General features: G+C 56.3%; 11 protein-coding genes. All 11 read left to right on the plus strand.

The genetic code is table 11. From position 1 onward, the window contains the following. Positions 1-19: 19 nt before the first annotated feature. The 11 genes from Q3Y58_RS02075 to Q3Y58_RS02125 all read left to right on the plus strand — a co-directional run bounded on the left by Q3Y58_RS02075 (position 20) and on the right by Q3Y58_RS02125 (position 12,183). Positions 20-1,594, plus strand: coding sequence for an ABC transporter ATP-binding protein (locus tag Q3Y58_RS02075; protein ID WP_319620793.1), 1,575 nt, complete (start codon positions 20-22; stop codon positions 1,592-1,594). Between the two features lie 97 nt (positions 1,595-1,691). Further along, the gene (locus Q3Y58_RS02080; RefSeq protein WP_274218194.1) at positions 1,692-2,795 is read left to right on the plus strand and encodes an ABC transporter permease; all 1,104 of its coding nucleotides are present in this window, start codon (positions 1,692-1,694) and stop codon (positions 2,793-2,795) included. A 10-nt stretch (positions 2,796-2,805) separates the two neighbouring features. Continuing rightward, a complete protein-coding gene (locus Q3Y58_RS02085; protein WP_274218195.1) occupies positions 2,806-3,774 on the plus strand; it encodes an ABC transporter permease in 969 nt (322 codons plus the stop codon). Next, positions 3,774-4,169, plus strand: coding sequence for a cytidine deaminase (cdd, locus tag Q3Y58_RS02090; RefSeq protein WP_274218196.1), 396 nt, complete (start codon positions 3,774-3,776; stop codon positions 4,167-4,169). The genes Q3Y58_RS02085 and cdd overlap by 1 nt, the downstream gene beginning before the upstream one ends. Before the next feature lie 10 nt (positions 4,170-4,179). After that, a complete protein-coding gene (locus Q3Y58_RS02095) occupies positions 4,180-4,986 on the plus strand; it encodes a purine-nucleoside phosphorylase (protein WP_319620794.1) in 807 nt (268 codons plus the stop codon). A gap of 13 nt (positions 4,987-4,999) precedes the next feature. Then, positions 5,000-5,779 carry a deoxyribose-phosphate aldolase gene (gene deoC / locus Q3Y58_RS02100; protein WP_274218198.1) on the plus strand — a complete coding sequence of 260 codons (780 nt, stop codon included), beginning with the start codon at positions 5,000-5,002 and terminating at the stop codon, positions 5,777-5,779. A gap of 1 nt (position 5,780) precedes the next feature. Continuing rightward, a complete protein-coding gene (deoA, locus tag Q3Y58_RS02105; protein ID WP_319620795.1) occupies positions 5,781-7,097 on the plus strand; it encodes a thymidine phosphorylase in 1,317 nt (438 codons plus the stop codon). 108 nt (positions 7,098-7,205) lie between these two features. Further along, positions 7,206-8,426: a phosphopentomutase gene (locus Q3Y58_RS02110; RefSeq protein ID WP_319620796.1), complete on the plus strand. Its 1,221-nt coding sequence runs from the start codon at positions 7,206-7,208 to the stop codon at positions 8,424-8,426. Between the two features lie 171 nt (positions 8,427-8,597). Beyond that, entirely contained in the window at positions 8,598-9,602 is a 1,005-nt protein-coding gene (locus tag Q3Y58_RS02115; protein WP_319620798.1) for an adenosine deaminase, read from the plus strand. A gap of 87 nt (positions 9,603-9,689) precedes the next feature. Further along, positions 9,690-10,952: a GTP cyclohydrolase II gene (locus tag Q3Y58_RS02120; RefSeq protein WP_319620799.1), complete on the plus strand. Its 1,263-nt coding sequence runs from the start codon at positions 9,690-9,692 to the stop codon at positions 10,950-10,952. Beyond that, complete coding sequence (locus tag Q3Y58_RS02125; RefSeq protein WP_319620801.1) at positions 10,942-12,183, plus strand: URC4/urg3 family protein; 1,242 nt, start codon at positions 10,942-10,944, stop codon at positions 12,181-12,183. Before Q3Y58_RS02120 ends, Q3Y58_RS02125 begins: the two co-directional genes overlap by 11 nt. The last annotated feature ends 77 nt before the right edge of the window (positions 12,184-12,260 follow it).

Consider the following 12,260-nt stretch of genomic DNA (forward strand, 5'->3'; position numbering starts at 1 on the left):
CTAACGCGGAGTTGCGCAGGTGACCATCAGCTTGGACAATCAAAGTGTGAGGGAAGCTTCAACGCATAGCGTTGCGGCAATCGAGCTTAAAGGCATCAACAAGAGCTTTGGCCCGGTTCACGCTAACAAGGACATTGATCTGGTAGTCGGCAAGGGGTCCATTCACGGTATCGTGGGGGAGAATGGTGCTGGCAAATCAACATTGATGTCCATTCTCTACGGTTTCTATACGGCGGATACCGGTGATATCATCGTCGATGGGAAAACGGTTAAAATTCCGGATTCCAAGACGGCCATTGAAGTGGGTATCGGCATGGTGCACCAGCACTTCATGCTGGTTGATCCATTCACCGTCGTTGAGAACGTCATGCTTGGCGCCGAAGGCGGTGCGATGCTGTCGGAAGGCATCGCGCGGGTTCGAAAGGAACTCGGCCGACTGGCAGACGAGTATGACATGAAGATTGATCTCGACGCCGTGGTCGGTGAGCTGCCAGTTGGCTTGCAGCAGCGCGTCGAAATCCTGAAAGCGCTGTATCGCGGTGCCGACATTCTAATTCTGGATGAGCCTACCGGCGTTTTGACACCAGCAGAAGCGGATCACCTGTTCCGTATTCTCCGGGTTCTGCGCGATGAGGGCAAGACCATCCTGCTCATCACCCATAAACTGCGCGAAATCATGGACGTGACCGATCAGGTTTCCGTCATGCGTCGCGGTGAAATGGTGGCAAGCCGCAAGACCGCTGAAACCTCCATGTCTGAGCTCGCAGAGCTGATGGTTGGCCGCAGCGTTCTTCTGGAAGTGAACAAGCAACCTGCTCAGCCGAAGGACGCACTCCTCAAAGTCGCAAACCTGAACGTGAAAGACGATCGTGGCGTGATGCGCGTCAAGAACGTGTCACTTGAGGTCAAGGCAGGGGAAATTCTCGGTATTGCAGGTGTGTCCGGCAATGGTCAGTCTGAGCTGCTCAAGGCGCTTTCCGGTATTACACGCGCCGAAACCGGCTCCATGGAGTTGGTTGGCAACACCATCGACCTGACCAAGAACCACAGCTCCAGCGACTTCCGCGAGCTGGGTATGAGCCACGTGCCGGAAGATCGCCACCGCATGGGCTTGGTCAACGCTTTCTCAGAGTACGAAAACTCAATTCTCGGCTACCACCGCGAACAGAAGTACTCAAACGGCATGTTGCTCAACGTCTCTGGCATCCGCGAGGAAGCCAAGGAGCGGATGGAGAAGTATGACATTCGTCCGCGTGACACCGAGCTCAAGGCCGCCAAGTTCTCTGGTGGTAACCAGCAGAAAATCGTTCTGGCGCGCGAAATCGAATGCGACCCGGACGTGCTGCTGATTGGCCAGCCAACACGCGGTGTGGACATTGGCGCGATCGAATACATTCACAAGCGGATCATCGAGATGCGGGACGCCGGAAAGGCCGTGCTGCTGGTGTCCGTGGAGCTGGATGAAATTCGCTCACTGGCCGACCGGATTCTGGTGATGTTCGACGGCAACGTTGTCGGCGAACGCGGACCAGACGCAACTGAACAAGAGCTGGGTCTGCTGATGGCCGGCGTAACGGACGAGGCGGCAGAGTAATCATGATCATCGCTATTCGTTACGACGTTCAGCAAGTGAACTCGCCAATTATTGACTGTGACAGTGGGGCGCCTGCCCCATTCAAGGGGGGCAAGCAATGAGCAAGGGGCAACTACCTCGCTGGGTAGACTTCGGTCTTCTTCCCGCGATCAACTTGATTGCTGCGTTTTTGGTCTCAGGTCTCGTGGTTATTCTCATCGGGGAGAATCCACTTGAAGCCGTTAAGTGGCTTGTCTGGGGCGCTCTTGGATATGGGGAAGGCGTTGGCTTTACCCTGTTCTATGCAACAAACTTCATCTTCACCGGTCTGGCCGTGGCGGTCGCATTCCACGCGGGTCTCTTCAACATTGGTGGTGAAGGTCAGGCCTACGTGGGCGGCCTCGGCGTTGCGCTTGCCTGTCTGGCCATGGACCAGTTCGTGCCTTGGTACGTCACGCTCCCCATGGCCATTATCGGTGGTGCTGCCTTTGGTGCCGGTTGGGCCTTCATCCCAGCCTATCTCCAGGCTAAGCGCGGCTCCCACATCGTTATCACAACGATCATGTTCAACTTCATCGCCTCATCCTTGATGGTGTATCTGTTGGCCAACGTTTTGCGCCCAACCGGATCCATGCAGCCATCGACCCGTGGCTTTGAAGAGGGCGGACAGCTGCCACTGCTGCGTCACTTGTTCCCGGCCTTTGATCTGGGACAGTCTCCAGTAAACCTCGCGCTGTTCGTTGCCCTGATTGCCTGTGTGCTGGTCTGGGTTTTGATCTGGCGCACCAAGCTGGGCTATGAAATTCGCACATTCGGTGCCAACCCAAATGCTGCGGTGTACGCAGGGATCTCTCCGGTGCGCATCACCGTTGTCACCATGCTGATTTCCGGAGCTCTGGCAGGTCTCATGGGTATCAACGAAGTGATGGGCGCGCAGGCACGTTTGCTGCTCGACTTCACCGCCGGTTATGGCTTTGTGGGCATTGCTGTGGCGCTTATGGGGCGCGGTCACCCAATCGGGATCATCCTCGCTTCCATTCTGTTCGGCATGCTCTACCAGGGCGGCGCGGAACTGGCCTTTGAAATCCCAACCATCACCCGTGACATGATCGTTGTCATTCAGGCTCTGGTGATCCTGTTTGCGGGGGCTCTGGAGCACATGTTCCGTCCGGCTGTGGTGGCCTTTTTTGACCGGTTCGCCGGTGCAAAAGCTGTAGCGTAAGGAGGCGAAGATGTTAGACGTTATCATTCTCGTACTCGATAGTACTCTTCGTCTGTCCACGCCGCTGCTGTTTGCATGTCTGGCTGGCTTGTTCTCCGAACGCTCCGGTATCGTTGATATTGGTCTGGAAGGTAAGATGCTCGGCGGCGCGTTCGCTGCAGGTGCCGTGGCTTACTGGACCCAAGACCCTTGGCTTGGCCTGCTGGCTGCGATTTTCGTATCCGTTCTGCTGGCGCTGATCCATGGCTTTGCTTCCATCACAAACCGCGGCAACCAGGTTGTTGCCGGTGTGGCCATCAACTTCCTCGCAGCTGGCTTGACCGTTCTTTTGGGACAGGCCTGGTTTGCTCAGGGCGGCCGTACCCCGCAGCTGGATATGGACTGGCGCTTTAGCCCAATCACGCTGCCATTTGCGGAGAGCATTCAGAATGTGCCATTCATTGGCCCAATCTATGCCGACCTTCTTTCTGGTCACAACATTCTGGTCTACGCCGCTTTCGTGGCTGTGCCTCTGACCTGGTGGGTTGTGTTCCGCACACGCTTTGGCCTGCGCCTGCGCGCGGTGGGTGAGAGCCCTCAAGCGGTTGATACAGCAGGTATCTCCGTTGCATGGCTGCGTTACAGGGCGGTTATCATTTGCGGTGCGCTCTGTGGTTTTGCCGGTGCCTATCTGGCGATTGCACAGTCCGCTGGCTTCATCAAGGACATGAGTGCAGGTAAAGGCTTTATCGCACTGGCTGCGCTGATCTTTGCCAAATGGAAGCCCGTGAACGCCATGTTCGCATGCTTGCTCTTTGGCTTCCTTGATGCGGTTGCCAACCTGATGCAGGGCCAGTCCATTCCGGGCGTTGGTGAAGTGCCGGTCCAGTTCTTCCAGGCTCTGCCATACATCCTGACCGTTGTACTGCTGGCAGGCTTCATTGGTCGCGCAATTCCGCCCAAAGCTTCTGGTATTCCTTATGTGAAGGAGCGGACCTGATGAGCGCTTTTGAGAAACTCTTCGACGAAGCTAAAGCGGCCCACGCGACCGCCTATGCACCCTACTCAAATTTCAAGGTGGGGGCCGCGCTCCTCACCGAAGACGGCAAGGTTGTTTCCGGTTGCAACGTAGAAAACGCGGCCTACCCGGAAGGAACCTGCGCCGAGGCTGGGGCCATCGCGGCCATGATCCGAGGCGGGAGCACCCGCATCAAGGAAGTGGTTGTTCTGGCTGATGCCGCTCTTTGCACCCCCTGTGGCGGCTGCCGCCAAAAACTCAAAGAATTTGCTGATGGGGATGTTCAAGTGCACGTGGCCAACCTCGAGGGCCTGCGAAAGACGTTCAAAGTAAGTGAGCTTTTGCCTGCCGGGTTTGAGCTTGTGAGCAGCGAGTAAAGGAAAAGAAATGAGCGGATTTGGTAAAGAATGTGCGGATGTCGTTCGCGCAGCCCGTTCTGGCACCTATAAGGTAGGCCTCATCCTGGGTTCCGGCCTTGGTTCTCTGGCCAGCGAAGTGGAAGATGCAACCCGTATTCCTTATACAAAGTTGCCTGAATTCCCGGTTTCCTCCGTAACGGCTCATGCCAGTGAATTGGTTGCAGGTATGCTGGAAGGCGTGCCGGTGGTGATCCTGTCCGGCCGTGCGCACTACTATGAGAGTGGCAACCCTTCCATCATGCGCACGCCACTGGAAACCCTGAAGGAGCTGGGCTGCGAAACTCTCATCGCAACGAACGCAGCAGGGTCTTTGCGGGACCACATAAAGCCCGGTTCTCCAATGCTGATCAACGATCACATCAACTGGTCCGGCCTTAACCCTCTGATTGGAGAGGAAGACGAAAGCCGCTTCCTCGACATGTCCACCGCCTACGATCCAGAGATCCGCGAAGCATTGAAGGCCGCTGCCAAGGATGTTGGCGAAGATCTGGAAGAGGGCGTTTACATGTGGTTCTCAGGCCCCTCTTTCGAAACACCTGCGGAAATCCGCATGTCTCAGGTTCTGGGTGCCGACGCCGTTGGCATGTCCACTGTTCCCGAAGTCATTCTGGCGCGCTTCCTCGGCATGAAGGTTGCTGCCATCTCTACCATCACCAACATGGGTGCAGGGCTTCAGGCACATGGTTTGTCGCATGATGAAACCAAGGAAATGGCCCCACTGGGTGCGGCGAAGATCAAGAAGATCCTTCGCGCCTACATGAAGTCCATCGCGTAAAGGAAGCGGACCTATGAGTGAGACAGAACTGCAAGTGGCTGCCAAGCGCGCCCTTGGTCTGATTGATCTGACCAATCTGAATGATGACTGCACACCAGCGGACATCGAGAAGCTGATTGAGCGCTCGAGCACACCACATGGGCATGTTGCTGCAATCTGCATTTATGCGCCATTCATCAAACAGGCTGCCGAGCTGCTGAAGGGCTCTCCGGTTCGCATCGCAACCGTGGTAAACTTCCCTCATGGCGGTGAAGACACACTGGCGGTGGTTAAGGAAACAGAAGCGGCATTGGCCGATGGCGCTGATGAAATTGATCTGGTCATGCCTTATCGCGCCTTCATGGACGGTCGCCGGGGTTTCGCTGAAACCCAGATCTCCGAAGTGCGCAAGGTGATTGGCGAGCCAGCCTTGTTGAAAGTCATTCTGGAAACCGGCGAAATGCAGGATCCCCGTCTGATCCACGTCGCGTCGGAAATCGCGATCGCGCAGGGTGCTGACTTCATCAAGACGTCCACCGGCAAGGTTAAAGTGAACGCGACGCTCGAAGCTGCGGAAATCATGCTCAACGTGATCCGCGAAATGGGCAAGGAAAACCACCGCCCGGTTGGCTTCAAGCCAGCAGGCGGCATTCGCAGCGTGGAAGACGCGAAAAACTATCTCGATCTGGCAGATAAACTCATGGGTCAAAATTGGGTGTCTGCTGCAAGTTTCCGCTTTGGTGCCAGCGGCCTGCTGGATGCTGTATTGGCGGAAATCGAAGGTCGTACAAATCTGAGCACGGAGACCTACTAGTATGCTGCCCCAGGAAATCGTCCGCCTAAAACGTGATGGTGGAACTCTCAATCCAGATCACATTCAGCTGTTCGTGAACGGCATCACCGATGGTGGTGTGACTGAAGGACAGGTTGCGGCTCTGGCCATGGCCATCTTCTTTCGTGGACTGAGCATTGACGAGCGTGTAGCGCTGACCCTTGCCATGCGAGACAGCGGTGATGTTCTGGACTGGTCCGACATCGAAGCGCCAATCGTTGACAAGCACTCCACCGGCGGGGTGGGCGACAACGTTTCCCTGATGCTCGCTCCGGCACTTGCTGTTTGCGGTGCCGCAGTTCCAATGATCTCCGGCCGCGGCCTTGGTCATACCGGTGGCACCCTCGACAAGCTGGAGAGCATTCCAGGCTACACCGCAAAGCCTGACAACACGCTGTTCCGCAAAGTGGTGAAGGAAGTCGGCTGCGCCATCATCGGCCAGACCGCCAATCTCGCCCCAGCAGACAAGCGCTTCTACGGCATCCGTGATGTGACCGCGACAGTTGAGAGTATTGACCTCATCACCGCGTCCATTCTGTCAAAGAAGCTGGCTGCCGGTCTTGAAACACTGGTTCTCGACGTGAAGTGGGGAACAGGTGCGTTCATGGGCTCTTATGAGGAAGCCAAAGCGTTGGCTGAAAGCCTCGTATTGGTGGCTAACGGTGCCGGTCTCAAGACAACCGCGCTTCTGACGGACATGAACGAGTCTCTGGCTTCCGCAGCTGGTAACGCCGTTGAAGTCCAAAACGCGGTGGACTTCCTGAAGGGCACACACATCGACAACCGTCTATGGGATGTAACTGTCGCCATCGGTGGTGAAGCTCTGGCAACTGCGGGTCTTGCGGCCAATCCGGAAGAAGGCCGCGCGAACATGTCTCGTGCCTTCGAAAGTGGCGAAGCCGCAGAGGTGTTTGGCCGCATGGTAACCGCCCTCGGTGGCCCGGCAGACTTCATGGACAAGCCTGAAGTGTACCTGCCGAAGGCCCCTCTTGAGGTGCCGGTTTATGCTCCAGAAGCAGGCATCGTGACCAAGGTCGATGCACGCACCGTAGGTGTTGCAGTTGTTGAACTGGGGGGTGGCCGCACCGCACCTGAAGATGAAGTCGATCCAGCTGTTGGCATCATCAACATCGCAGGCGTTGGCACCACCGTCGACAGCGACAACCCGATTGGCATCATCCACGCGCAAAACGAAGATCAGGTGCGACGTGCGCAAGATGTGCTGCTCAGTGCTTACACTGTCGGTGAGGCTTCTGAGATTGCCGAGTTTGACACTGTTCGAGATCGCATCGCCAAGTAGTCGATGATGTTCGCTTTATAGAGGCAATAGCTGTGGCTGGCGGGGTCCGTACTCACCCAAAAACGGGGGCTGCCAGCAGACAGCAATAAGAAATTTGAAGGAAAACTCATGCCCCGCGCAATACTGTGTGTACTAGACAGCTTTGGTATCGGCGCTGCAGACGATGCAGATAAATTTGGTGATGTTGGCTCTGATACTCTAGGCCATATTGCGGACGAATGTGCGGAAGGCAAGGGCGACAAGGAGGGCCTTCGCAAAGGGCCGCTAGCGCTGCCGAATATGGACCGTATGGGTCTGGGAGCCGCAGCCAAGCTCTCCACCGGCAAAGATGTTGCTGGCCTTGATTTCGCCGGAGAGCCAGAGGGGCTCTGGGGCTATGCTCAGGAACTCTCAAAGGGCAAGGATACCCCTTCCGGCCACTGGGAAATCGCTGGTGTGCCAGTAGAGTTCGAGTGGGGCTACTTCCCGAATGAAGTGCCATGCTTCCCGCAGGAACTGCTCGACAAGATTTACGAGCGCAACAACCTAGAGGGTGCTCTGTGCTTGGCGCATGGGTCCGGAACGGTTGTTATTGAGGAATTTGCAGAAGAGCACATCAAGACCGGCATGCCGATCTTCTATACATCCGCAGACAGTGTTTTCCAGATCGCAGCGCATGAAGAGACCTTTGGCCTCGAACGTTTGCTGAAACTGTGCGAAGACGTCCGTCAGCTGCTGGATGACTACAACATCGGCCGTGTGATTGCTCGCCCATTCGTTGGCTCGGTTGAGAGCGGCTTTGAGCGTACCGCGAACCGCCGTGACTATTCTGTTCTGCCACCGGCTCCAACCGTTCTGGATCGTCTGAAAGACGCTGGCCGCGAAGTCATTGGCGTTGGCAAGATCTCTGACATTTTCGCCCACCAGGGTGTGACGAAGCTTCTAAAGGGCGCCGGTAACGATCAGCTCTTTGAAAAGACATTGGAAGCCATGGAACTGGCCAAGGATGGTGACTTGGTGTTCTCCAACTTCGTTGATTTCGACATGCTCTACGGGCACCGCCGTGATGTGCCTGGTTATGCCGCTGCTCTGGAGCACTTCGATCGACGTCTGCCGGAAATGATCGAGGCAATGCAAGAGGGCGACTTGCTTGTCCTCACCGCGGACCATGGCTGTGACCCAACCTGGCGCGGCACGGATCACACACGTGAACACGTGCCTTTGTTGGCGTTGATCAAAGGTCAAAAGGGCGGCGCGATCGGTGCGCGCAAATCTTTTGCCGATATTGGTGAAACCATTGCCAAGTTCCTTGGCGTTGAGCAGGGCAAGGTGGGCGTCTCCTTCCTTTAAGGCCGCCCACAAGCGAGCGGAGGGGAACGCGGAACCCCCTCTGCTCACCATTTCCATTTTGATCCGGGGTGTGCCCGTGCTGCCCGTTACCCGCGTTTGAGACCGAAGCCCTATTCCGAAGGAAATGGCTTCGTTTCCGCGTATGGCAGACCCGATGAGAGGTTTTAAGCAATGATACCGAAGCCACCTGTTGTGCCACGCGCCGAGTTGCACTGCCATATGGAAGGGGCGGCACCACCATCATTGGTGATACAACTGGCGGAGCGCTATGGCGTTGCGCTGGACGGCCTTCTGGACGCAAATGGCAACTACAGCTGGCATGATTTCACGACCTTCTTGAAAACATATGATGTGGCAAGCGCCTTGTTTCGCTCGCCTGAAGACTTCACCCTTCTTGCCGAGACATACTTCGGCATGCTGGCAGCAGAAGGGGCCATCTACGGCGAGGTCTTCATCTCTCCCGATCACGCGGTTCAATCGGGTTTGACCTACAAAGCCTATATGGACGCGATCGGCGAAGGCATCATGCGGGCCAATGAAGCCACTGGCATTGAAGGCCGCATGATCTCCACTGGCGTTCGCCATTACGGGGTGAAGGCGGTGGAAATGGCGGCTTTGACGACCGTCAACAACCCGCATCCGCTTCTGACCGGCTTTGGCTTGGCGGGTGATGAGAGAGAAGGTCACCCTTCCAATTACCAGAAGGCCTTCAAGATTGCTCAAGAGGCAGGCTTGGGTCTGACCGCCCACGCTGGTGAGTTTGGTGGTCCTGAAAGCGTGAAGGGAGTTCTGGACTTCCTCCATGTGACGCGCATTGGGCATGGCGTGCGCTCTGTCGAAGATCCGGCGTTGGTACAGCGCATTGTAGAAGAGGGTGTAACGCTTGAAGTATGCCCCGGTTCCAACATTGCTCTTGGTGTGTACTCGAACCTGCGCTTCCATCCGGTCAACATTCTGCGTCAGGCAGGGGTCAAGATCACGCTGAGTTCTGATGATCCGCCCTTCTTCCGGACAACCCTGGGTCACGAGTACGCCGAGACCTCACGGGTGTTTGGCTGGGATCGCGCCATTCAGAAAGAGCTGACAGCCAACGCCATCAAAGCCGCCTTCTGCGACGACGACACAAAGGCACGTTTGTTCCAGCAGCTTGAAGAGGCGACACGGGATACGAACTAACACCTAGAAAACGCTTTTCATTTGTGGGCAAAAGGCGCAAACTGGTCTCCTACGCAACGTTAGGGAGCGGTTTGCCGCCGCGCAAAAATGGAAAGTGGAGTTAAACGACCAACACACATTCGGCTCTCAACCCATCCAGGTGCGCAGGATCCTTCGCCCTACAAGCTTAAGTGGGGTGAGGTTGATCCCCAACAGCGCGGGCCAGTGATCGCCAGCCCAAACCAGCCGGAAAACCGAAACACCATTGGTGTTCACGGGGGCTCGTATTCCCTTTACAAAGCGCTCGCCGTTTCTTCCGGCAGCCTCGATCCAGACCGTCGGCCGGACTACAACAACACCCATCCAATGGTCGAAATCGGTCCATACCCGCAATGGTCGGAGCCGGGAAAGATCGTGTCTCTCGATCCATTTGGCGCGATGACAGCCGACCTGTTCGGCGATCTGATTGCAAAGGGCGTGGACATTCGGCCGACCATCGCCATCACCAAAGCAAAACTGGATATGCCGGAGCTGAAAACAGCGATTGCTGCGGGAGCCTTGAAGGTTGATGGCGCTATCGTCAACGCTCGAGGAGAGGTGAGTGTCACCAAAGCGGCCATTGATCCGGTCTGGCACCTTCCGGGAATTGCAGCGCGGTTTGGTGTTGAAGAAGATGCACTGCGCCGCACGCTGTTTGAGCAGACAGGCGGCATGTATCCAGACCTCATCACGCGCTCTGATCTGGAGGTGTTCCTTCCGCCCATCGGGGGCACCACACTCTATGTGATTGGCGATGTCGAAGGGCTGACCGCAACGGACGGTTCCGTCACCTGTAGAGTGCATGACGAATGCAATGGATCAGACGTTTTTGGGTCTGACATTTGCACCTGTCGCCCGTATCTGCTGCACGGTCTTGTTGAATCCATCCAAACCGCCCAAGCAGGTGGCACAGGTCTGATCATCTACAATCGGAAAGAAGGCAGAGCACTGGGCGAGGTGACCAAATTCCTCGTCTACAACGCTCGCAAGCGGCAGGAAGGCGGAGATTCCGCTGCAACCTATTTCGCTCGCACGGAGTGTGTGGCAGGCGTTCAGGATGCGCGCTTTCAGGAATTGATGCCCGATGTGTTGCACTGGCTCGGGATAACTCGCATTGGCCGGTTCATTTCAATGTCAGACATGAAATACAATGCTCTGATAGAATCCGGTATTTCTATCGATGAGCGTGTCGCATTGCCAGATGAGCTGATTCCAGCCGATGCTCAGGTGGAAATGGAGGCCAAGAAGGCCGCAGGTTACTTCAGTAATGCGCCTGCACCTTCTGGTGATGAACTCAAACAGATCCACGGTCGGTCAATCGATGACTATTGATAGTAAAGAGTCTGACGCTCTGTCCCTGTTGAATGCGGGAGCAGTACGTCAACGCGCACACACGCTTTTCGATCTTGGCGTAAAGGGGGAGCTGGAGCATTTCACAGTGGACATGAAGCGCCTGGCAGAAGCGGCCAGACGCACGATGTCAGCCACTGAAAATGCTTACCCCGATATGCAAATCCCGTTTCACGCTCGGTGGCGTCACTTCGAGGCAGGCGGGGTTGACCGCTGGGCGATGCTGGCAGGCGCGCGTCGCTTCTCCGACGTGCGGGGCATGGGCAGAGCCGCGTTTGATCTGGCGATACTGTCCGTTCTGATGGATGCGGGGGCCGGACCTGATTGGTCTTTCCACGAAGCCGTTACCGACGAAAACTATAGTCGCTCGGAAGGCTTGGCCATAGCTTCCCTGTTGATGTTCTCCGGCGGCATGTTCTCCGGCAGTCCGCTGGATCCGTTGCGGGCAGATGCAGGTGAGTTATTCCGTGTTGATGAAGATGAAGTGCGCGAAGGTCTGCAGGTCTCTGAAACGAACCCGATCGTGGGGCTGAAGGAGCGGGCAGCCCTTCTTAAAAGCCTTGGAGAGGCGGTATCCCTGAGGCCCGACTTGTTCGGGACAATGGACGAGCCCCGCCCGGGTGGTTTGTTTGATGTCCTGTTTGATGAGGGGCAGGCCAAACCATTGCCAGCACCCCGTATCCTTGAAGTCCTGCTGGATGGTCTTGGGCCTATCTGGCCGGGCCGGGAGGAGATCGACGGAGTTGGCTTGGGCGACACATGGCGACATTCCAAAATTGTAACCGAAGACAAGACCAATAATCTCATGCCGTTCCACAAGCTGAGCCAATGGATGGCGTATTCGTTGGTTGAGCCGCTGGTTTGGGCTGGGGTTGAGGTGGTTGATCTGGATGGCCTGACCGGCCTTGCAGAATACCGCAATGGCGGTTTGTTCATCGATACCGGTGTGCTCAAGCTGCAGGATGAAAGCAACCTTCTGAAGAGCCATGGGGTGGACAGTGAGCTCATCGTGGAGTGGCGTGCTCTCACGGTTGCGCTTCTGGACAAGTTGGCCGACTGGATCCGTACCGACCTTGGCGTCAACGCTGAGCAACTGCCCCTGGCCTGTGTACTTGAGGGCGGAACATGGGCTGCCGGTCGGCAGATTGCTCGGGAAAAACGTCCCGGAGGGGAACCTCCATTGACCATAATCAGTGATGCCACCGTTTTTTAATGGCACGGCACTGGACAGAGGCGTGATGGTGAGTCACAAGCCTGTCTAAATGAAGAGAATTCAGTCTGCATGTGCTG

Origin of the sequence: Nesiotobacter zosterae (assembly GCF_033843645.1) — a bacterium.
Taxonomy (GTDB): Bacteria; Pseudomonadota; Alphaproteobacteria; order Rhizobiales; family Stappiaceae; genus Pseudovibrio; species Pseudovibrio zosterae.

What these genes read in the sequence shown, in the direction of transcription:
- Q3Y58_RS02115 (WP_319620798.1), top strand. Translation starts at nt 8,598, where the DNA reads ATGATACCGAAGCCACCTGTTGTGCCACGCGCCGAGTTGCACTGCCAT.
- deoA (WP_319620795.1), top strand. Translation starts at nt 5,781, where the DNA reads ATGCTGCCCCAGGAAATCGTCCGCCTAAAACGTGATGGTGGAACTCTC.
- Q3Y58_RS02095 (WP_319620794.1), top strand. Translation starts at nt 4,180, where the DNA reads ATGAGCGGATTTGGTAAAGAATGTGCGGATGTCGTTCGCGCAGCCCGT.
- Q3Y58_RS02110 (WP_319620796.1), top strand. Translation starts at nt 7,206, where the DNA reads ATGCCCCGCGCAATACTGTGTGTACTAGACAGCTTTGGTATCGGCGCT.
- Q3Y58_RS02120 (WP_319620799.1), top strand. Translation starts at nt 9,690, where the DNA reads ATGGAAAGTGGAGTTAAACGACCAACACACATTCGGCTCTCAACCCAT.
- Q3Y58_RS02125 (WP_319620801.1), top strand. Translation starts at nt 10,942, where the DNA reads ATGACTATTGATAGTAAAGAGTCTGACGCTCTGTCCCTGTTGAATGCG.
- Q3Y58_RS02085 (WP_274218195.1), top strand. Translation starts at nt 2,806, where the DNA reads ATGTTAGACGTTATCATTCTCGTACTCGATAGTACTCTTCGTCTGTCC.
- deoC (WP_274218198.1), top strand. Translation starts at nt 5,000, where the DNA reads ATGAGTGAGACAGAACTGCAAGTGGCTGCCAAGCGCGCCCTTGGTCTG.
- cdd (WP_274218196.1), top strand. Translation starts at nt 3,774, where the DNA reads ATGAGCGCTTTTGAGAAACTCTTCGACGAAGCTAAAGCGGCCCACGCG.
- Q3Y58_RS02080 (WP_274218194.1), top strand. Translation starts at nt 1,692, where the DNA reads ATGAGCAAGGGGCAACTACCTCGCTGGGTAGACTTCGGTCTTCTTCCC.